The organism is Microvirga puerhi, from assembly GCF_020089865.1.
Lineage (GTDB): Bacteria > Pseudomonadota > Alphaproteobacteria > Rhizobiales > Beijerinckiaceae > Microvirga > Microvirga puerhi.
In genome coordinates this window covers 182,285-201,741 of the sequence record NZ_JAIRBM010000009.1, presented here as the reverse complement: position 1 = coordinate 201,741, position 19,457 = coordinate 182,285, and the positions used below count along the sequence as shown (strand labels likewise).

Genomic DNA, 19,457 nt, shown 5'->3' with positions numbered 1-19,457 from the left:
CGCCCTTCACTGGCCACGCGGTTGATAGGGCGTTTCGGACACCGGCGTGAGCGGACCTTTTCCGGCAAACCACGATACGAGGTTGTCGACGACGAGCTGGCCCATGGCCTTGCGGGTATGGATGGAGCCCGACGCGACGTGCGGCAGAAGAACGACGTTGTCCATGTCGATCAGCGCCTGGGGAACCTGTGGCTCGTGCTCGAACACATCGAGACCCGCCGCGAGGATGGTCCCTTGCTGCAGTGCTTTGATCAGCGCCGCCTCGTCGACGACACTGCCGCGCGCGACGTTGATGAGCACACCATTCGGGCCCAGCGCGCTGAGAACCTCTGCGTTGACGAGATGCTTCGTGCCTGCGCCGCCGGGGGTGATCGCGATCAGCACATCGACCGCCTCCGCCATGCTGGTCAGCGTCGGGTAATGGGCGTACGAGACGTTTTCTTGCCGGGTTCGACCGTGATAGGCAATCTCGACGCCGAAGCCTTCGAGGCGGCGCGCAATCGCTTTTCCGATCCGGCCGAGGCCGATGATTCCGATCTTGCGGTCGCGCAGGGTCGAGGACAGGGGGAAGGGTGCTTTCAGCCACTCGCCGGCACGGAGATAACGGTCCGCCTGAGGGATGCGGCGGAGCGTCGAAATCAACAATCCGATCGTAAGATCGGCGACCTCGTCGTTCAACACGTCGGGCGTATTGGTAACGATAATACCTCGCTTCGCCGCCGCATGGACGTCGACATTGTCGTAGCCGACTCCGAAGCTCGCTACGATTTCAGCGTTCGGGAAGAAATCCAGGAAAGCTGCATCCGCGCGCCCCTTCATCGTGCTGGTGGCGAGACCTCGAATGCGCGGGCCGAATTCACGCAGGAACGTATCCTGATCAGACGCCTCCCACATGCGATGCAGGGTGAAATGCTCTTCGAGCGCTTCAATGACACTCGGCAGCATCCGGCCGGTCATCAAAATGTCCGTCTTGGTCATGGCTTGTCCCCCGTTCGGTATACTCAACCGACGCGGCAGCGCGGCGACATGCCCCGGCGCAAGGCCTCGTCGATGGCTTTGGCTTCCTGTCGGAGAATGGTCTTAACCGAGGATGGCAGGTCGAGCCAGTGGCATCCGCGCAGAGCTGCCTCCAAACCATACAGCGCATTCAGTGTCACGCGACCAGGAAACATGAACTTGAGCCGCCGGTAGACTTCCACCGCTCCCAAAGAGCGCAGATCGGAAACGGTCCCGATGCCGGCTTCCTCCAGCCACTTCTGTGTGACCGAGCCTATTCCGGGAAGCGTGCTGATGGGGGCATCGGGCATAGGTAGGCTCCAGTGCGCTCTAAAGCGAGCACGATAGAGCATCGATTATGCTTATGCGACAGCTGGGAATTCCTGGAAAAGGAATTCTGGGAAAATACGATTCAGGAGAATCAGCTGCGCGGGCCGTCAGGCGGTAGCGGCGAGCGGCTCTTCTACGGATGTAGGCTCGTCGACCTCATCGTCGCCGTCGAAGCTGCTTGGATCAGCGCCCGTGATGCTTGCGAGATTCTTTGCGGCGCGGCGCAGAAGCTTGCGCAGGCGCTTACGGTCCTTGTTGTCGAAGCCTGCCAGAAGCTCGTTCTCGACTTCGTCCCAGAGGGCGTTGATTGCGGACGCCTTCTTCTTTCCCTCCCGCGTCAGCTTCACACGCACGACCCGGGCATCGCCGGGCTCCGTATGGCGTTCCACGAGTTTCAGGCTTGCAAGGCGGGAAATCGTCTTGGAGGCCGTTGGCGGTCGGACGCGCAGAATGACTGCGAGATCGCCCATGGTCATGGGGCCCGAGTGAGAGAGGGCCTGCAACACCTGCTCCTGTCCGGCGAACAGGCCCAGATCGGAGAGCTTGTCCCCGGTTCGGCTACGATGAAGGCGTGCTGCTTGGACCAAAGACCATCCGACGCTCTTCACGCCTGGATGCCTGATATCGGTGTCCATCCCATTCCCCGCCATTAGATGCTCCGGCGCCGCCACCATGAGCGGAACTCATGACGGTTCGATGACAATTCCATTGCAGAGGCCACACGATTGTGGGCCGCGTTAGGCAGAAAGGGCGCTCTCGTGCCATCGCCGGAGGAGAAGCCGGGATAGAACGGTCGCAAGCCCGAAGAGGAGAATTCCGGTAAAGGCGAGAAGGGTCAAGCCAGCGAACAGCCGCGGAATATTGAGCCGGTATTGGCTTTCGATGATTCGATAGGCGAGGCCGGATCCGGCTCCCGCCGAGCCTGCGGCCATTTCGGCCACGACGGCTCCGATGAGGGAGAGTCCGACGGCGATCCGCAGCCCCGCGAGAAAGGCCGGCAACGCGGCCGGGCGACGCAGGTACCATAGGATCCTCACACGCGACCACAACCTTGCCATTCGGCCTGGAACCGACGGCGCTCCGTAAAGGGCGAAGAGCTCGAGAAGGCCGCGATCGACCGATTGAAGGCCGAGCATCGTATTTGACAGGATAGGAAAGAAGGCGACGATCCAGGCGCAAGCCAGCACCGCCGTGTCCTGCGGCATATAGATAAGGAGCAGCGGTGCGATCGCGATCACCGGCGTCACCTGCATGGCGACCGCGAAAGGATAGAGCGAGTACTCGACGAGGCGAGAAAGGCTGAAGATCACGGCCAGGGCCACACCGCCGCCGACGGCGAGGAGAAGGCCCAGGAGCGTCGTTCTCAAGGTGACTGCGAGGGATCCGGAAAGCACCGGCCAATCCGTCACGATGGTCCGCGCAATAAGGCTTGGGGCCGGCAGGATATAGGGCGGAACGGCCGCCGTCCGCACGTAGAATTCCCAGGCAGCAAGAGCGCTGATCATCACGCCGAGGGGCAGAAGAACCTGGAGGGACAGGGTAGCCTGGAGGGGGCCGCGCGCCATGGCTTACGTCTCCGTGCCGGTGGCGACATTCGCAAGGACTTGCGAGATATCCCGACAGAGATCGCCATAGGATTGGCTTGTCCTGAAAGCGATCCCGCGTTCCGGCGTCGCATCGATCCGAATCTCGGCGGCCACCGTCCCCGGGCGGGGCGACATGACGATCACCCTATCTGAAAGGGAGACGCTTTCGAAGATGGAATGGGTGACGAAAACGATCGTCGCGCCGAGATCACGTTTGAGGCGCAGAAGATCATCGTTGAGCCTGAAACGCGTGATTTCGTCGAGAGCCCCGAACGGCTCGTCCATCAGGAGAAGCCGCGGTTTGAGCACCAGCGCGCGGGCAAGGGAAACCCGCATCTTCATGCCGCCGGACAGTTCCCGCGGATAGGCATCGGCAAAGCCTTCGAGTCCGACGAGTGACAGGCATTCTTCTATGCGTTCTGACGCTTTCTTTCTCGAAACACCGCGCAGGCGTAGCGGCATCCATACATTGTCCGCCACGTCGGCCCACGGCATCAGGGTCGGCTCCTGAAACACGAAGCCGATTTCATGACGATGGTCCTGAATGCGTGAGCCGGGCCAGAAGACGCGTCCCGTCGTCGGCGCCATCAAACCTGCCATGAGGCGAAGAACAGTGGACTTCCCACAGCCGGAGGGGCCGAGCAGGGACACAAGCTCGCCGGTGGAAACGTCGAGTGTGAAGTTGGAGAGTGCCGCCACGCCATTGGCGAAGACCTTGCCAACGCGGTCGAGCGACATGATCGGAGCGACAGGCTCTGCCATGATGCGGCGCCAGAAGGCGCTGCCTCCTATTTCCTGAGGTTCAGGCCGACACCCTTGTCGACGAACTGGAGCGTATAGGCTCGACGGTAGTCGAGATCGGCCTTGAAGAGACCGGCCTTCACCATCTTGTCGAAGAAGTCCTTCATGCGCGCGTCGGTCATGGCGCCGATCCCGAGGATTGTCGCATCACCTGAATCGACGATGCCGTATTCCTTCATCTTGGCGAGCGAATAGGAGAGCAGCTCGTCCGTCATTTCGGGATTGTCGCGCTTGATGAGCGCGTTGGCCTTCGTGTTGTCGCCGTAGAGATAATTGTACCAGCCGATGGTCGAGGCATCGACGAACCGTTGCACGAGGCCCGGATCGCTCTCGATCACCTCGCGACGAGTTTCCACCGTCGTCGAATACGTGCTGAAGCCGTGATCGGCGAGCAGGAAGACGTTGGGCCTGAAGCCTGCCGCTTTCTCGATAATGAGCGGCTCCGCCGTAGCATAGCCCTGCTGCACCGCGCGGAGATTGGCGATAAAAGGGGCAGGGGTAAAGCCGTAGGGCTTCACCTGTTCGTCGCGAAATCCGTATTCCGCCTTCATCCATTGATAGAAGGTGGCGAAGCCGTCCTTCGAGAGCAGGATGTCGTTTGAGGTCTTGAGCGCCTCGAAGGTATCGAGCCCCTGGCCGGGATGGCTCAGGAGCACCTGCGGCTCCTTCTGGAAATGGGCGGCCACCACCACCGTAGGGATGTTCTTCTCGACCGCCGAAAAGGCCTGGATCAGACTGCCGCCCATGTAGAAGTCGAGCTTGCCGACTGTCATCAGCATCCGGTTGTTGGCGCGCGGCCCCCCCGGGACGATGGTGACCTTGAGGCCGTACTTCTCGTAAGTCCCATCCGCCACGGCCTGATAATAGCCACCGTGCTCGGCCTGGGCGAGCCAGTTCGTCCCGAAGGTCACTTCTCTTAAGGACTGCTCGGCCGCTGCAGAGGCGAGGCCCAAGCCGAGACCGGCTCCCAGAAGCGAGGCGATCCACACTTTCATCGTCATTCCAGGCCACCCGCCCAATGGTCGCGCCCGTGATTGCGCTCGGCGCTCTCTGTGCAAGCCTCATGCAAGCTTGGCAAGAGCGGGAGCGCCACGGGCGGTCATCATTCCACCGCCCAGGGATAAGTCCAGGTCTCGGTCAGGGTCTTGTTGCCGGCCTTCAGGAAGGCGCGCAGATCCGTGGACTGCCCCGGTTCCAGCTTGACGTCGATGGCAACGCGGAAGCCTTTCGTGTGCTCGTTCGGCACGACGAAGGTGTGGGTGATCGTTCCGGTGGAGGTGGTGGGGATGAGCTGCACCTGCCCGGGGTCAGCCAGATAATAGGCCAGGTCGCCGCCGGCGAAATCGATGATGAAACGTCGATGGGTCGGATCGCTGGGGCTGTTCGAGCCGCTGTTGCGGGCGGGTGACTGGAACGTGTTGATGACTTTGCCGCCGGGATGCATGGCGTTGGATGATGTCAGCGCCCGCAGCCGATAGGTGAGCGTGACCTCCTGACCAGCCTCGAGGGGGCGGCCCGGCTGCCAATAGGCCACGATATTGTCGTGCGTTTCGTCCGGTGTGGGGATCTCCACCAGCTCCACCCGGCCTTCGCCCCATTCGCCAACAGGTTCGACCCAGTAGCTCGGTCGCTTGTGGTAGGAGGTTTCCAGATCCTGATAGTTCTCGAACACCCGGTCGCGCTGCATCAGACCGAAGCCGCGCGGGTTCTTGTCGCTGAACGATGAGATGGCCTTCCGGGTCGGGTTGCGAAGCGGCCGCCAGATCCATTCGCCGGCGCCCGACTGCATGAGGAGGCCGTCCGAATCGTGGAGTTCGGGGCGGAAATCGTCCGTGCGCCGGCGCTCGTTCTCGCCCTCGAAGAACATCGAGGTGAGGGGAGCAAGACCCACATTCGGAATGCTCTGGCGCGGGAACAGGGTCGCGGTCACATCGAGGGCAGTCTCTTTCGACGGGTAGAGCACGAACCGGTAGGCGCCGGCCACGGACGGGCTGTCGAGCAGGGCATAGATCGTCGCCTGGTCGCTGTCGGGCTTCGGCATCTCGATCCAGAACTCGCGGAAATGCGGGAATTCCTCCGCATCGCCGCCTTCCACGTTGATGGCCAGGCCGCGGGCGGAAGCGCCGTATTTCTGATCCGCGCCCAAGAAGCGGAAATAGCTCGCTCCGAGAAAAGCGATTACCTCATCGAAGACCTTGGGGCTGTTGAGCGGATAATGGAGCCGAAAGCCGGCAAAGCCGAGATTGACCGGCAGCGGCTTGTCGATCTTGTTGTGCCCGTAGTCGAACAGTTCCTTTTGATAAGGAACAGGCGTTGGAACCCCATCGCGCAGGACGTTCACCGTTACCGGGCGCTGGTACAGGAAGCCGAGGTGGAAGAGCTGCATGCGGAAGGGGCTGCCGCTGGAGGCCAACAGAGCCTTGTCGGGCCGGAAGCGGATATCGCGGTAATCGTCGAAGCTCAGCCGGTTCAAGGGCTCCGGCAGCTGCGCCGTCATGGCCTCGTACGGCTTGGCTGCGAGTTCCCGCGCGCGGCGAACCACGTCCTCGAAGCGGAATGGATTGGGCGCCGGAACCCCGGGTTGCTGCGCCAGCGCCGGCACGGCCACGCTGGCGAGAAGACTCTGGAGGATGATTCGGCGCGTGAGCTTCTGCATGAGCGGAACGATTCTTCTAAAGGCCAGGGGAGGAAAGGAAAAATGGGGATCGAGGCCTTCTCCGTCCACTCGCTCCACTTAACAAAAGCTGAACAATGGCCGTTGATCGACGGCTCAGTGGAAAGACGCGAAAAAATCCCTCGAAAGGGCTAAAAAGGTCTTGTGATCCGAGGCCATTGGGCCTATCTCACTGCTTGCCCAATTTCGCACGTGCCTGTGGTCGCGTGCCGGTTGGTGGGCATCCGGACAAGAGGCCGGACAGCCGCCCGAGAGCGATCTAGCTCTCGATACCCCTAACCGGCAGCCGGAGGCGAAAACCGGCGCACCTCGTTCTCAACGGGGGACGCGACTTAAAGCAACGACGAACGGGCTTTTTTGGTCTCGTCGGCCCTCCAAAGGTCGACACCGAAGAGGCTTGTTTATCATTGCCAGGCGTGCGGACGGGAATTCCCCATCCAATCCAAGGCAGCATCGTCGGGTGAAGAGCCCATCGCCGCTCATCGTGTCTCCATCGCACGACGCGGGATGTCATCTTCCCTCGCTGACGCCGGGCGCGCGGTTTCCTTGAAGGAATTCCACGACGTCTGAACTTCAATCCGGAGGCTTGAAGACCTCCATTGAACCTTTGGTGGGGAGAGCGCCATGACTCAGCGCATCCGCGAATTTCTGCGTAACCGAAGTGAGGACGGCCCCTGCGTGGTCGTCGATCTCGATGTGGTGCGCGACAACTATTCCAAGTTCGCCCGGGCACTTCCCGACACGCGCGTGTTCTACGCCGTGAAGGCAAATCCTGCGCCGGAGGTGCTGAAGGCTCTCGCCGATCTCGGCTCGTGCTTCGACACGGCTTCTGTCGTCGAGATCCAGCTTGCTCTCGACGCCGGCGCGACGCCCGAGCGGATTTCTTTCGGCAACACGATCAAGAAGGAGCGCGATATCGCGCGGGCCCTTGAGCTCGGTGTGCGCCTCTTCGCCGTCGACTGCGAGGTCGAGGTGGAGAAGATCGTCCGCGCGGTGGCTCAGGTCGGCATTCCGTCCTCCGAGGTGAAGGTGTTCTGCCGGATCCTCTGCGACGGCGCCGGTGCCGAATGGCCCCTGTCGCGCAAGTTCGGTTGCGTGCCGGAGATGGCCGTGGACGTGCTGGAGCATGCCTATCGTCATGGCCTCGAGGCTTACGGCGTCTCGTTCCATGTGGGCTCGCAGCAGCGCAACACGGAAGCCTGGGATCAGGCGCTTGCCTCCGCATCCGCGATCTTTCGCGAATGCGCCAGCCGCGGCATCCATCTGTCGATGGTCAACCTCGGCGGCGGTTTCCCGACGAAGTACCTGAAGACGATCCCGCAGGTGGAAGCCTACGGCGAGTCGATCTTCCGGGCGCTCTCGAAGCACTTCGGCAACCGTCTGCCAGAGACGATCATCGAGCCGGGTCGCGGCATGGTCGGCAATGCGGGCATCATCGAGGCCGAGGTCGTTCTCATCTCGAAGAAGAGCCAGGATGAGGACGAGGTGCGCTGGGTCTATCTCGACATCGGCAAGTTCGGCGGCCTCGCCGAGACGATGGACGAGTCGATCCGCTACCCGATCCGCAGCGAGCGCGATCACGACCGCAAGGTCCCATGCGTGCTCGCCGGACCGACCTGCGACTCGGCGGACGTTCTCTACGAGAAGGAGCCCTATCCGCTCCCCATCTCGCTGGAGATCGGCGACAAGGTGCTGATCGAGGGCACGGGGGCCTACACGACCACCTACTCGGCGGTCGCGTTCAACGGCTTCCCGCCCCTGAAGTCCTACGTGATCTAACTCACGTCCCGCCTGCCTCGCCCCCGAGGCAGGCATCAACCCCTGAAAGAGTTGTCCCGGACGGCCTGCTGGGTTTGCCAGCAGGTTGCGAGGGCTGTCGCTCACCCCAACGTCTGGGAGGCTACGGCCATGATCACAATCCGCGAGGAAATCCACCGCGATATCGACGCGCGCGAAGCGCTGCTCGATGCCTGCTTCGGTCCCGCCCGATTCCAGAAGACCTGCGAGCGCCTGCGCGAGGGCCGCCAGCCGGCGGAGGGCCTCGCGCTCGTCATAGAGCAGGACGAGCGCATCGTCGGCACGGTCCGCCTGTGGCACGTTTCCGCTGGTCCGCACCGTCCTGCGTTGATGCTCGGACCGATCGCCATCGATCCTGCGCTTCAAGGTCTCGGTCTCGGCGGCAAGCTCATGCGCGACGCGCTTGCGCGGGCGCAGGATCATAACCATCGGGCTGTGCTACTGGTCGGTGACGCGCCTTATTATGAGCGCTTCGGCTTCTCGGCAGAGAAGACCAGCTCCCTCTGGTTACCGGGGCCTTACGCGCGCGATCGTTTCCTAGCCTTGGAACTCGAGGCGGGTGCGCTTGATAGCGCGCGCGGACTCGTATCCGCCACCGGCCATCTTGAGGAAAAGCCGGATCTCGCAGCGCTCGTCGCTGCGGCGGCCCAGGGCGCCATTCCGGGATTCAACCGGGCCGCCTGATATTCTCGACAGTTGACGCGCGCCGCACCGGGAGGAATGGTGCGGCGCGCTTTCGTTTGCCACCGATCAACCCCCAACCCGTCGCCTGTCTGACGAAGGAGTAACATCGATGACCAACTGGCCCGTCTATGGCCGTATTACCGGCCCGATCGTGATGATCGGCTTCGGATCAATCGGCAAAGGCATGCTGCCTCTGATCGAGCGCCATTTCGAGTTCGACAAGAGTCGCCTTGTGGTTATCGATCCGAACGATGCAGATCGCCATCTGCTCGACGAAAGGGGCATCAAGTTCGTCCATGCGGCGGTCACGCGCGAGAACTATCGCGAGCTTCTTACGCCCCTTTTGACCGCCGGCGGCGGCCAGGGCTTCTGCGTCAACGTCTCGGTCGATATTTCGTCGCGGGCCATCATGGAGCTCAGCCGTGAGCTCGGCGTGCTCTATGTCGATACGGTCGCGGAGCCGTGGGCCGGCTTTTATTTCGACAAGAGCGCCGGCCCGGAGGCGCGCACCAACTATGCCCTGCGCGAGGATATCCTCGATGCCCGGCGCCAGAAGCCCGGCGGCACGACGGCGGTTTCCTGCTGCGGCGCCAATCCCGGCATGGTGTCCTGGCTCGTGAAGCAGGCGCTCCTGAATGTCGCGAAGGATCTCGGCATGCAGGTCGAGGCGCCGAAGTCCCGCGAGGAATGGGCGCGTCTGATGCAGCAGGTCGGCGTGAAAGGCATCCACATCGCCGAGCGCGATACGCAGCGCGCGACGTCCGAAAAGCCCATGGGCGTCTTCGTGAACACCTGGTCCGTCGAGGGGTTCGTGTCGGAAGGCGTACAGCCGGCGGAGCTCGGCTGGGGAACCCACGAGAAATGGATGCCGGAGAATGCCCGCACCCATGAAAAGGGCTCACAGGCTGCGATCTACCTGCTCCAGCCGGGCGCCAATACGCGTGTCCGCACGTGGTGCCCGACTCCTGGGCCGCAATACGGCTTCCTGGTGACGCACAACGAGTCGATCTCGATTGCCGACTTCTTTACCGTGCGTGAGGACGGCAAGGTCGTCTATCGACCGACCTGTCACTACGCCTATCATCCGTGCAACGAGGCCGTGCTTTCGCTACACGAGATGTTCGGGCAGGCGGCTCGCGTTCAGGACGAGTTCCATATTCTGACCGAGAAAGAGATCGTCGACGGTATCGACGAGCTCGGTGTGCTTCTCTACGGCCACGGCAAGAATGCCTATTGGTACGGCTCGCGGCTCTCCATCGAAGAGACGCGCAAGCTCGCCCCATACCAGAATGCAACCGGTCTCCAAGTGACCTCTGCCGTGCTCGCGGGCATGGTCTGGGCGATGGAGAATCCGAATGCTGGCATCGTCGAGGCGGACGAGCTCGATTTCCGTCGCTGCCTCGAAGTGCAATTGCCATATCTTGGCCCGGTCGAGGGCGTCTACACGGACTGGACGCCTCTCGCAGACCGCCCCGGCTTCTTCCCTGAGGATATCGACACCTCGGATCCGTGGCAGTTCCGGAACATCCTGGTACGATAAGGCGATAGAGTGCCGTCCCCGGCTCGTTTCGGTCGGGGACGGCAACGGAGATTCGTGATGCCCCATTTCGAGCCCTTTTACGCCGACAAGCTCCGTGGCTCTCTCGGAGTGGTGGATGCGGAAGCGGTGCTCGACTTGAGGGAGGCTTCTCGGGAGCAGGCCGTCGCATCAATCCAGGACATGCTGGAGCGCAGTCGCTTCGCGCAGGGTAAGTCCGTGGCGATCCGTCTGTCGCCGCCACCGGAGGGAGGAGGCGAGACGCTCTTCCAGCCCATCGGAAAAGCTCTTCTGGAAGCCAAGAAACGCGGGTGGATCGATCGTCTTCAGACGCTCCCTGCGCAGGACGGCCTCGGTTTTTACATCATGCTGTCAGGAAAGCCGGAGAGCCGTCCCTGATCAGACGCGCGCCACGCGGGGACGCGGACGCCGGAGAAGGCTGCGCACGAAACCGGTCAAGAGAAGCAGGGCTCCCCACGCTCCGATGAAGCCGATGGCGGCTGCGAGGATGCCTTCCTCCGTCACCGGGACCGCAGGCTCGAAATCCTGATAAGCCGCTTCCATCACATCCGTATCGCCATCACGCATCATCAGGGCGACGCGCATGAACGGGCCGGCCTCGATCATGGTCCGCCGATGGTTTTCCAGGCGCGTCAACCGCTCCGCATTCCCCTGCATCGCGACGCCCTGACGGCTAACCAGAGTGTCCGCGTTTCCGCGCAGGCGGAGAATGGCGCTGTCCCGGGTTTCGCCACTGCTTTGCGCATCCGCGTCGAAGTGCTGGAGCACGCGAGTCAGCTCGTCGATGGAGCCGCCGAGGCGCTGCCGATATTGTTGCGAGAATTCAGGTAGCTGGGACGCGAGGACCCCACCGGCGAGGCCGCATCCAAAGGCGACGATTCGGGCGATCCTAGGCAAGCGACACCTCCTCACGATCCAAAGGCGTCATTGATATCTTGTTCCGTCATCTGGTCCATGGGCTTGGAGATCTTATAGGCACGGGTCTTCGCGCCGGGCTCCATGATCAGGATCACGGTCTCGATCCCGGGGCAGGCGGGATCCGTGCAGGCGATCTCGTTGACCGCAAAGGCCGTCTCAGGCGGAAAGGGCCGTGCTGCGCGTGCCAGGGCCTTGACGCGCTCGATGCTCTCCCGATCCGGTCTTGAGAGGCCGAGAGCTCCTTTGAGAAACGCGCCGAGCCGGGCCACACGGGGTTCCTAGGGCAGAGCCAGGATGCCGGCCCGCCCATCCTCGCATCCGAAGGCGAGGTGCCGGCCGGCCTTGTCCCAGGCCATCGCGGTGATGCCGCTCTCCTTGGTGGCCGGTCGCACCAGCAGTTCGGAGGCGTCGGCCAAGCGGATCAGCAGAATGCAGCCATCCTCGTAGCCGACCGCCAGCACATAGGCGTTGGGATGGAAGGCGACGCGGCTGACCTTTGCCGGGCGTACCCCGCACTCCCGGGGGGCCTTGCCCATCGGCCCTTCCTTGGACTCGAAAGGCCACACGATGGCCGCTTCCGCACCGGAGGTGGCCAGCCATTTGCCGTCATGGGACCAGGACAGGGAACGCGTCTTCGACGGGTACCCGGACATGCGCATATGGCCCTTGTCGGGGACGAGGCGCCAGCCGTGCAGGGCGTTCTCCTGCATGGAGGTCACGACGAAACGGGCATCAGGCGACCAGGTCACGTCGAGATGCGAACCCTTCCATTTCAGGCCTTCGGGCTTCGCCTCGACGTTCGGGAACCAGAGGGTGACGCCGTTGTAATGGGCGATGGCCAGGCGGTAGCCCTTGGGAGCAAAGGCAAGGCCCCGCGCCGTGGTCAGGACGTCCAGGATCTTTTCCCGGCCCCGGTCGTCCCGGGCAACCACCCGCTTCCCGGCGCCGTAGGCGAAAGCGCCGTTGCCACTTAAGGCAAGGGAATCGATCCAGGCTCCCTTGGTCTCGGCGAGGGTCTTGGTCGAGCCGTCCGCACCGGTGACAGCCACGCGGCCATCATCGCCGCCCGTGAGGAAGCGCTCGCCGTCGCTCAGGCCCACGAGCACGCCCGCATCGGGATGAGCCTCGACCCGATGGGTTTCGCCCTCCCTGGCGAGGACCACGCCGCCATCGCCGAGGCCGAACGCCACCGTGTCTTTCAGCCATCCAAGGGCAGTCACGTGTGCCCCTGCCGCAACGGGCACGATGTTCTGCGTGAGAGACGGAGCAGTTCCAGCGGTCATCGAGGCGATCCCTTTCGCGGGAGCGATAGCATAGATTGGCGGAGAAGAGGCAAGAGTCCTCGACCGTCATTCCGGGGCCGCGAAAGCGGAACCCGGAACCCATAAGCATGACGGCGCAGGAGAGATCGCCACGGCCATCGCGGCATTTGATCCTGCATCTTAAGCGATTATGGGTTCCGGACTTGCCTGACGGCAATCCGGAATGACAAGGGGTTCGCTATACCGCGCAGGCCAGGAAGCCTTCCGTGATCGCTTTCTCGTTCAGGTCGCGTCCGATGAAGACGACCTTGGAATCGCGCTTTTCGCCCGGCTTCCAATCGCCCTGCACATCGCCGTCGAGGATCATGTGGACGCCCTGGAAGACGAAGCGCTTCGGCTCGTTCGGGAAGGCCACGATGCCCTTGCAGCGCAGGATGTTCGGGCCCTCGACCTGGGTCAGATTGGAGATCCAGGGCATGAACTTCTCCGGATCGACCTCGCCATCGACCCGGACGGAGATCGACTGCATGTCCTCGTCGTGGTGATGGTGGTGGCCTTCCTCCAGGAAGTCCGGCTCCAGCTCGATGATGCGGTCGAGATCGAAAGCCTTTCGGTCGAGCACCTCAGCGATCGGAATGGCGCAGTTCTGCGTGCGGTGGAGCTTCGCGTAGGGGTTGATGGCGCGGATGCGCGCCTCGACCGCATCGAGCTCCTCCGGGGTCACCAGATCGGTTTTGTTGAGGATGATGACATCGGCGAAGGCGATCTGGTTCTTGGCCTCGGGCGCGTCTTTGAGGCGGTCCGACAGCCACTTGGCATCCGCCACCGTCACGACCGCATCGAGGCGTGCCGTGTCCGACACGTCCTGATCCATGAAGAAGGTTTGCGCCACGGGCGCGGGATCGGCAAGGCCGGTGGTTTCGACGATGATGGCGTCGAACTTGCCCTTCCGCTTCATCAACCCGTCGAGGATGCGGATGAGGTCGCCGCGCACCGTGCAACAGATGCAGCCGTTGTTCATCTCGAACACTTCCTCGTCGGCGCCGACGACGAGTTCGTTGTCGATGCCGATCTCGCCGAACTCGTTGACGATCACGGCGTATTTCTTGCCGTGCTGTTCGGTGAGGATGCGGTTCAGGAGCGTCGTCTTTCCGGCGCCGAGATAGCCTGTGAGAACGGTGACGGGAATCTTGTCGGTCATCGGATGTTCCAGAAGTTTGACACAAGCACTCCCGGCCATGCCGGGAATGCGAAAAATCTCGTTCAGCTTGAGAGAGCCGTGCTGAAGGCCCTTATATTGTGTCGCATCATGTCAATGTAAGTCCCCGCTGGTCCGTCGGGCGCAGAGAGCGCGTCCGAGAAGACGGGGTCGCCGATCCGGGCGCCGGTCTCCTTTGCAATCCGCTCCATCAGGCGCGGATCGGAGACGTTCTCCACGAAAACCGCTTTGATCTGCTCGCGCTTGATCTGTCGGATGATCTTGGCCACGTCCTTGGCCGAGGCTTCGGCATCGGTCGAGACGCCCTGAGGCGCCACGAAGGTGATGCCGTAGGCGTCCTGGAAATACCGGAACGCATCATGGGAGGTGATGAGCCGGCGCCTATCCTTGGGGATACGGGCCACGATCTCCTTCACCTCAGTGTCGAGGGCGTCGAGCTTGGCAAAGTAAGCGGAGGCATTGGCCTGATAGAGGTCCTTGCTGGCCGGATCCGCCGCGATCAGGCCGTCGCGGATATTGGCGACGTAGATCTTGGCGTTGGCAATATTCTGCCAGGCATGAGGATCGAGCCCGCCATGATCATGACCGTGGCCGTGTTCGTCATCCTCTCCCTTGAGCGGCGTGATGCCCTTCGTGGCCTCCACCCTCGGCGCCTTCGTTCCGGACGAGAGGATCAGACGGTCGATCCAGCCCTCGAATTTGAGCCCATTGGCGAACACGACCTTCGCCTCGGCGAGGCGCCGTCCATCCGCCGGCGTTGGAGCATAGACATGGGCGTCGCCATTGGGGCCGACCAGCGTCGTCACTGAGACGCGATCCCCGCCGACCTGCTTCACCAGATCGCCTAGGATGGAAAACGTCGCCACCACATCGAGCTTGTCGGCGGTTTGGGCGATAGCGGCGAATGGCGTCGCAGCCAGCGCGAGGGCTCCCAGCAGTGAGGCGAGAAGGTCTCGTTTCGTCAGCATCGCGTATCTTTCCTATCTCAGGCTTCGAGATGTTTGCCGGGCCAAGCGAGCCAAAGCAGGCCACCCTCGCGGCCGAGCGCGAGGGACAAACCGTAAAGGCCGCCTGCAGTCAGGATGATGGCGGGCCCCGCCGGCAGCTCGGCATGGAACGACAGGAGCAGGCCGCCTATTCCGGACACGATCCCGACGGCGATGGACACGACCATCATGACGGTGATGTCGTTGGTCCAGAAGCGGGCGGCGGCGGCGGGAAGCATCATCATGCCGACCGCGAGAAGCGTTCCCAGCGCATGAAAGCCGCCGACGAGGTTGAGCACGACGAGACCGACAAAGACCAGATGGACCGGGGTTCCCGAGCGGCTCACCGAGCGCAGAAAGGTGGGATCGACGCATTCCAGGACCAGCGGTCGGTAAAGCAGGGCGAGCGCCAGGACCGTGATCGTCGAAATCGACGCCAGAAGGAGCAGCGTCTGGTCGTCCAGGGCGAGCACCGTGCCGAAGAGAACGTGCAGCAAATCGACGTTCGAGCCTCGCAGCGACACGATGGTGACGCCGAGCGCCAGGGACAGCAGGTAGAATGCGGCGAGCGAAGCATCCTCCTTGAGGTTCGTCAGTCGCGAGACCAGACCAGCCGCCACCGCCACGATGACGCCGGCGATCAATCCGCCGATCGTCATGGCGGGAAGGGACAGACCGGCGATCAGGTATCCGACGGCGGCTCCGGGAAGGATGGCATGGGCCATGGCATCGCCGGTCAGGCTCATGCGGCGAAGCATGAGGAATACGCCGACCGGCCCGCCGCCCAAGGCAATGGCGATCACGCCCACGAGGGCCCGCTGCATGAACTCGAACTCGGAGAAGGGGCTGATCAGGAATTCGACCATGAACGGGACTTTCGGAGCTTAGGCCGCGTTTCGCTGGCATGGCGCCGCGTGCGGATCGTAGGCCTCGACCATCTGGCGCGCGGTGAGCAGGTTCTCCGGGCTCAGGACATGCCCAGTCTCGCCCCAAGCAACCGGTTCGCGGGCGATCAGGAGCGTTTCAGGGAAGACGCGGCGGACCATGTCGAGATCGTGCAGGACAGCGACGACGGTGCGTTTCTCCGCATGCCAGCGGCGCACGAGATCGAGGAGATCCGCCGTGGTCTTGGCATCGATGGCCGTGAAGGGCTCGTCGAGCAGGATCAGGGATGCGTCCTGAAGCAGGAGACGCGCGAACAGCGCCCGCTGCATCTGGCCTCCGGAAAGGGTCGAAATCGGCCGCCGCTCGAATCCGATCAGCCCCACAGCAGCAAGGGCATGCTCGATCCTGGTCCGATCCTTGCGGCCGATGCCGCCAAACAGACCGGAGCGGGACCAGAGACCCATCGCCACGAGATCATAGACCGAAAGAGGAAAGGACCGGTCGATCTCCGCCGCTTGGGGCAAATAGGCGACCGGCCCGGGACCCGCTCCGTTCAGGCTGATCCGGCCCTCCAGAGGGGCGAGGGTTCCGACGATCCCCTTGAGCAGGGTCGACTTGCCAGCCCCATTCGGACCGACGACGGCGGTCAGGCTGCCGGCTGCGATCTCGCCGTCCAGATGATGGACGGCCGGGTGGCGGCCATAGCCCAGAGTGACCTCGTCGAAACGGACGGATGTCGCCGGCATTGCAACCTCACCCCAGAACCAGGAAGACCGAGAGCCAGAGGCCGGCGAGCACAACGCTTGCTCCCACGACCCGCTGCCAGGCGGAAAGGCGCAGGAGTGAAAACGTCGGGACAGCCGCCACCGCGCGTGGCGCGTGGCGATGTCCGTGCGTGTGATCGTGGTGGCTCATAAGCCACTAGTATAGCGAGAACGCCTCGCCTTCCAGAGGGCGTATAGTATTTTATACGCATTTTTTGATTGTGGGTTTTCTGCCCCGCAACCTTAGAATGAGGGATGGTACTGATAGAGCCAAGTCTCGCTCAGGATCTCATCTCCCTGGCGCAGGTAGCAGCGCATCTCCACGGGCTCGGTTCCGGTGACGGTGAGGTCGAACTGAGTTCGCCAATGGCCGGGCACGTCGTTCGGCACCGCCTCGGTCAGAATGTTCGAGAACTCGCCGCGCGAGGCCGAGAGGACGGGACGCGGGATCACGCCGTTCGGCAGGCGGGCGAGGGGCTCGCCCTTGAACTCGATCATGAATTTGCGCACGCCCTTGGGACGAATGGTGCCCGCCTGGCCGCCATTGCCGAAGCGGGTGGCCATGACCCGCGCCAGGGGTGTGGGGAAGGGCTCGTCCGCGGTCCAGTACATGCGGTAGCGCAGGTCGTAGGATTGGCCTGCCTTGGCCGGTTCGGAGGGAACCCACATCACCACGATATTGTCGTGGATCTCGTCGTCGGTCGGAATCTCGACCAGCTGGATCGAGCCCTTGCCCCAGGTCCCGAGAGGCTCGATCCAGAGGGACGGGCGCCGGTCGTAATAAACGCCGTCGAGATAATGGTCGAAGTTCCGGTCGCGCTGGAGAAGGCCGAAACCTTTCGGGTTCTCTTCCGAGAAGGCCGAGGTGATGATGCGGGGCGGGTTGTTGAGCGGCCGCCAGATCCGCTCTCCGGAGCCGGTCCACATGGCAAGACCGTCGGAATCGTGGATTTCGGGGCGCCAGTCGATGGCCGTCGGCTTCGCCATCTCCGAGTACCAGTACATCGAGGTCAGGGGCGCGATGCCGAGGCGGCTCACGTCCTGGCGCATGAAGACCGCGCATTCAAGATCCATGATCACCGATTTGGTGCGTGTCATGGAGAAGCGATAGGCGCCCGCGACGCTGGGTCCATCGAGCAGCGCATAGACGACGACCGTATCGGAATTCGGCTGCGGCGTGTCGAAATAGACATGCGTGAAATCCGGAAATTCCTCGTTCTTGCCGAAGACCGCGACGTCGACAGCGAGGCCCCGGGCCGAGAGGCCGTACTGATAGAGTTCGCCGATGGCGCGGAAGTAGGAGGCTCCGAGAAACGCCACCCAATCGTTCTTGCGCCAATCGAGCGTCCCGTTGCGCGATTCCTGGAAACGGAAACCGGCAAAGCCGGAATTGACGGGCAGCTTATGGGCGGCGGAATCCGCCGGCATGTCGAAATAGGCGTCGTCGTAGATGATCTCTTTCGCCTGGCCCTTCTCCACCACATGCATGCGCACCGGCTTCTGGAAGTAGCGTCCGAGATGGAAGAAGGTGACCGGGAACTGGCTCGGTCCGTTGGCCCAGAGGGCGAGATCCGTCTTGAACTTGATCTTGCCGTGGGCGTCGTAGTCGATCTGGTAGAGCACATCCGCTGGAGGCTGAGGCGGCGCCGTATAGGGCTGCCGTGCCATGTCCCTCGCTCGGGCCTTGAGGGCGTCGAAGGAGAAGGGCGCAGCCTGGCCCAGCTTCAGGCCCTGCTGGGCCATGGCCGGAGCCGAGAAGCCCGTTGCGGCGAGGCCGGCCGTGGCGGCGGCATATTCCAGAAATTGACGACGATTGAACATGGAAACGAATGTGCTTCGACTGTGGAGGAACGACCCCTACCGACCAAGGTGGCAGGATTAAGTCACTCTTATCCTCTTGAGAAATCCGCGTCAGCCGCCAAACTAGGCCCACACACAGGCACGAGCTCAACCGTGCCGTTATCGGGAGAGAAGCATGAATCGCCGTATTGCGCGCCTTCTGGGCGCAGCCGCCCTTGTGTTCGCCGGGACCGGCCTGCCGGCGCAGGCCCAGGGATTTCTGACCATCCTGACGGGCGGGACATCCGGCGTCTATTATCCCCTCGGGGCGGCCCTGTCGAAGATCTATGCGGACAAGATTCCCGATGTTCGCCCTTCTGTGCAGGCGACGAAAGCCTCGGTCGAGAACCTCAACCTCCTGCAGCAGGGCCGGGGCGAAATCGCCTTTACGCTCGGTGACAGCCTGGCCTTTGCCTGGGAAGGCAACGAGGAGGCGGGCTTCAAGACCAAGCTGACGAAGCTGCGCGGCATCACCGCGATCTATCCCAACTACATCCAGATCGTGGCGTCGAAAGATTCTGGCATCAAGACCCTGGCGGACCTGAAGGGCAAGCGTCTGTCCGTCGGCGCGCCGAAATCCGGCACGGAGCTGAACGCCCGCGCGATCCTGCACGGGGCGGGCCTGAGCTACAACGATCTCGGCAAGGTCGAGTATCTGCCGTTCAACGAGTCCGTCGAACTTATGAAGAACCGACAGCTCGACGCGACCCTTCAATCGGCGGGCCTCGGCGTCTCGTCCCTGAAGGATCTGGCGACCTCGATCCCGATCACCGTCGTAGAGATCCCGGCCGCCGTGGTGGACAAGGTCGGAGCCCCCTACGTCAAGGCTACGATCCCGGCCGGGACCTATACAGGCCAGGAGGTGCCGGTGCAGTCGGCGGCGGTCGTGAACTATCTCGTCACGCGCTCGGACCTCCCCGACGATCTCGTCTACCAGATGACGAAGGCCGTGTTCGAAAACCTCGGCGATCTCGCTGCCGCACACAGCGCCGCCAAGGACATCAAGCTCGAGAGCGCCATGAGCGGCATGCCTGTCCCCATGCACCCGGGAGCGGAGCGCTATCTCAAGGAAAAGGGCGTCTCGAAATAACCGTCGCGTGCCAACGCTCCTTTGATCGAGCGCGCTCCGGCCGAGCGCGCTCTCTATTTGACCAGAGA

Annotated in this window: 20 protein-coding genes; 5 read left to right on the top strand and 15 right to left on the bottom strand. The window is 62.9% G+C overall.

What is annotated here, in order from left to right:
* Positions 1 to 6 precede the first annotated feature (6 nt).
* The 7 genes from K9B37_RS14170 to K9B37_RS14140 form a co-directional block, all read right to left on the bottom strand.
* The gene (locus tag K9B37_RS14170) at positions 7 to 978 is read right to left on the bottom strand and encodes a 2-hydroxyacid dehydrogenase (RefSeq protein ID WP_224313817.1); all 972 of its coding nucleotides are present in this window, start codon (positions 976 to 978) and stop codon (positions 7 to 9) included.
* Between the two features lie 23 nt (positions 979 to 1,001).
* Positions 1,002 to 1,307, bottom strand: coding sequence for a TfoX/Sxy family protein (locus K9B37_RS14165; protein WP_224313816.1), 306 nt, complete (start codon positions 1,305 to 1,307; stop codon positions 1,002 to 1,004).
* A gap of 126 nt (positions 1,308 to 1,433) precedes the next feature.
* Entirely contained in the window at positions 1,434 to 1,961 is a 528-nt protein-coding gene (locus K9B37_RS14160) for a MarR family winged helix-turn-helix transcriptional regulator (protein WP_224313814.1), read from the bottom strand.
* A gap of 102 nt (positions 1,962 to 2,063) precedes the next feature.
* A complete protein-coding gene (locus K9B37_RS14155) occupies positions 2,064 to 2,891 on the bottom strand; it encodes an ABC transporter permease (RefSeq protein WP_224313812.1) in 828 nt (275 codons plus the stop codon).
* A gap of 3 nt (positions 2,892 to 2,894) precedes the next feature.
* Positions 2,895 to 3,674, bottom strand: coding sequence for an ABC transporter ATP-binding protein (locus K9B37_RS14150; RefSeq protein ID WP_224313810.1), 780 nt, complete (start codon positions 3,672 to 3,674; stop codon positions 2,895 to 2,897).
* Positions 3,675 to 3,700: 26 nt separating this feature from the next.
* Entirely contained in the window at positions 3,701 to 4,708 is a 1,008-nt protein-coding gene (locus tag K9B37_RS14145; RefSeq protein ID WP_224313862.1) for an ABC transporter substrate-binding protein, read from the bottom strand.
* A gap of 107 nt (positions 4,709 to 4,815) precedes the next feature.
* Entirely contained in the window at positions 4,816 to 6,369 is a 1,554-nt protein-coding gene (locus tag K9B37_RS14140) for an OpgD/OpgG family glucan biosynthesis protein (RefSeq protein ID WP_224313808.1), read from the bottom strand.
* Between the two features lie 642 nt (positions 6,370 to 7,011).
* Between K9B37_RS14140 and K9B37_RS14135 the strand changes: the two genes are divergently transcribed.
* The 4 genes from K9B37_RS14135 (at position 7,012) to K9B37_RS14120 (ending at position 10,804) form a co-directional block, all read left to right on the top strand.
* Positions 7,012 to 8,166 (top strand): type III PLP-dependent enzyme, encoded by a 1,155-nt coding sequence (locus K9B37_RS14135; RefSeq protein ID WP_224313806.1) that lies wholly within the window; start codon positions 7,012 to 7,014, stop codon positions 8,164 to 8,166.
* A 129-nt stretch (positions 8,167 to 8,295) separates the two neighbouring features.
* Entirely contained in the window at positions 8,296 to 8,868 is a 573-nt protein-coding gene (locus K9B37_RS14130) for a GNAT family N-acetyltransferase (protein WP_224313804.1), read from the top strand.
* Positions 8,869 to 8,977: 109 nt separating this feature from the next.
* Complete coding sequence (locus tag K9B37_RS14125) at positions 8,978 to 10,408, top strand: homospermidine synthase (protein WP_224313802.1); 1,431 nt, start codon at positions 8,978 to 8,980, stop codon at positions 10,406 to 10,408.
* A 57-nt stretch (positions 10,409 to 10,465) separates the two neighbouring features.
* Positions 10,466 to 10,804, top strand: a complete 339-nt coding sequence (locus tag K9B37_RS14120; protein WP_224313800.1) for a hypothetical protein — start codon at positions 10,466 to 10,468, stop codon at positions 10,802 to 10,804.
* Here the strand turns inward: K9B37_RS14120 and K9B37_RS14115 are convergent, their stop codons facing one another.
* The 8 genes from K9B37_RS14115 to K9B37_RS14080 all read right to left on the bottom strand — a co-directional run bounded on the left by K9B37_RS14115 (position 10,805) and on the right by K9B37_RS14080 (position 18,281).
* Complete coding sequence (locus tag K9B37_RS14115) at positions 10,805 to 11,323, bottom strand: DUF2937 family protein (RefSeq protein WP_224313798.1); 519 nt, start codon at positions 11,321 to 11,323, stop codon at positions 10,805 to 10,807.
* Between the two features lie 11 nt (positions 11,324 to 11,334).
* On the bottom strand, positions 11,335 to 11,613 hold the full coding sequence (locus tag K9B37_RS14110; protein ID WP_224313796.1) for a hypothetical protein: 279 nt from the start codon (positions 11,611 to 11,613) through the stop codon (positions 11,335 to 11,337).
* Positions 11,614 to 11,622: 9 nt separating this feature from the next.
* The gene (locus K9B37_RS14105) at positions 11,623 to 12,627 is read right to left on the bottom strand and encodes a WD40 repeat domain-containing protein (protein WP_224313795.1); all 1,005 of its coding nucleotides are present in this window, start codon (positions 12,625 to 12,627) and stop codon (positions 11,623 to 11,625) included.
* A gap of 217 nt (positions 12,628 to 12,844) precedes the next feature.
* On the bottom strand, positions 12,845 to 13,807 hold the full coding sequence (locus tag K9B37_RS14100) for a CobW family GTP-binding protein (protein WP_224313793.1): 963 nt from the start codon (positions 13,805 to 13,807) through the stop codon (positions 12,845 to 12,847).
* Positions 13,808 to 13,869: 62 nt separating this feature from the next.
* Positions 13,870 to 14,793 carry a metal ABC transporter substrate-binding protein gene (locus K9B37_RS14095; RefSeq protein WP_224313791.1) on the bottom strand — a complete coding sequence of 308 codons (924 nt, stop codon included), beginning with the start codon at positions 14,791 to 14,793 and terminating at the stop codon, positions 13,870 to 13,872.
* 17 nt (positions 14,794 to 14,810) lie between these two features.
* A complete protein-coding gene (aztB, locus tag K9B37_RS14090; RefSeq protein ID WP_224313790.1) occupies positions 14,811 to 15,677 on the bottom strand; it encodes a zinc ABC transporter permease AztB in 867 nt (288 codons plus the stop codon).
* 18 nt (positions 15,678 to 15,695) lie between these two features.
* On the bottom strand, positions 15,696 to 16,442 hold the full coding sequence (aztA, locus tag K9B37_RS14085) for a zinc ABC transporter ATP-binding protein AztA (protein ID WP_224313788.1): 747 nt from the start codon (positions 16,440 to 16,442) through the stop codon (positions 15,696 to 15,698).
* 261 nt (positions 16,443 to 16,703) lie between these two features.
* Positions 16,704 to 18,281: an OpgD/OpgG family glucan biosynthesis protein gene (locus K9B37_RS14080; RefSeq protein WP_224313786.1), complete on the bottom strand. Its 1,578-nt coding sequence runs from the start codon at positions 18,279 to 18,281 to the stop codon at positions 16,704 to 16,706.
* 154 nt (positions 18,282 to 18,435) lie between these two features.
* Here K9B37_RS14080 and K9B37_RS14075 point away from each other — a divergent pair, with 154 nt between their 5' ends.
* On the top strand, positions 18,436 to 19,389 hold the full coding sequence (locus tag K9B37_RS14075; RefSeq protein ID WP_224313784.1) for a TAXI family TRAP transporter solute-binding subunit: 954 nt from the start codon (positions 18,436 to 18,438) through the stop codon (positions 19,387 to 19,389).
* Positions 19,390 to 19,457 lie beyond the last annotated feature (68 nt).

Bases quoted from the DNA above. Each gene is read 5' to 3' on its own strand.
- K9B37_RS14150 (WP_224313810.1), bottom strand. From the start codon at position 3,674: ATGGCAGAGCCTGTCGCTCCGATCATGTCGCTCGACCGCGTTGGCAAG.
- K9B37_RS14080 (WP_224313786.1), bottom strand. From the start codon at position 18,281: ATGTTCAATCGTCGTCAATTTCTGGAATATGCCGCCGCCACGGCCGGC.
- K9B37_RS14130 (WP_224313804.1), top strand. From the start codon at position 8,296: ATGATCACAATCCGCGAGGAAATCCACCGCGATATCGACGCGCGCGAA.
- K9B37_RS14145 (WP_224313862.1), bottom strand. From the start codon at position 4,708: ATGAAAGTGTGGATCGCCTCGCTTCTGGGAGCCGGTCTCGGCTTGGGC.
- K9B37_RS14140 (WP_224313808.1), bottom strand. From the start codon at position 6,369: ATGCAGAAGCTCACGCGCCGAATCATCCTCCAGAGTCTTCTCGCCAGC.
- K9B37_RS14075 (WP_224313784.1), top strand. From the start codon at position 18,436: ATGAATCGCCGTATTGCGCGCCTTCTGGGCGCAGCCGCCCTTGTGTTC.
- K9B37_RS14125 (WP_224313802.1), top strand. From the start codon at position 8,978: ATGACCAACTGGCCCGTCTATGGCCGTATTACCGGCCCGATCGTGATG.
- aztA (WP_224313788.1), bottom strand. From the start codon at position 16,442: ATGCCGGCGACATCCGTCCGTTTCGACGAGGTCACTCTGGGCTATGGC.
- K9B37_RS14160 (WP_224313814.1), bottom strand. From the start codon at position 1,961: ATGGACACCGATATCAGGCATCCAGGCGTGAAGAGCGTCGGATGGTCT.
- K9B37_RS14095 (WP_224313791.1), bottom strand. From the start codon at position 14,793: ATGCTGACGAAACGAGACCTTCTCGCCTCACTGCTGGGAGCCCTCGCG.
- K9B37_RS14100 (WP_224313793.1), bottom strand. From the start codon at position 13,807: ATGACCGACAAGATTCCCGTCACCGTTCTCACAGGCTATCTCGGCGCC.
- K9B37_RS14120 (WP_224313800.1), top strand. From the start codon at position 10,466: ATGCCCCATTTCGAGCCCTTTTACGCCGACAAGCTCCGTGGCTCTCTC.
- K9B37_RS14170 (WP_224313817.1), bottom strand. From the start codon at position 978: ATGACCAAGACGGACATTTTGATGACCGGCCGGATGCTGCCGAGTGTC.
- K9B37_RS14165 (WP_224313816.1), bottom strand. From the start codon at position 1,307: ATGCCCGATGCCCCCATCAGCACGCTTCCCGGAATAGGCTCGGTCACA.
- K9B37_RS14105 (WP_224313795.1), bottom strand. From the start codon at position 12,627: ATGACCGCTGGAACTGCTCCGTCTCTCACGCAGAACATCGTGCCCGTT.
- aztB (WP_224313790.1), bottom strand. From the start codon at position 15,677: ATGGTCGAATTCCTGATCAGCCCCTTCTCCGAGTTCGAGTTCATGCAG.
- K9B37_RS14135 (WP_224313806.1), top strand. From the start codon at position 7,012: ATGACTCAGCGCATCCGCGAATTTCTGCGTAACCGAAGTGAGGACGGC.
- K9B37_RS14155 (WP_224313812.1), bottom strand. From the start codon at position 2,891: ATGGCGCGCGGCCCCCTCCAGGCTACCCTGTCCCTCCAGGTTCTTCTG.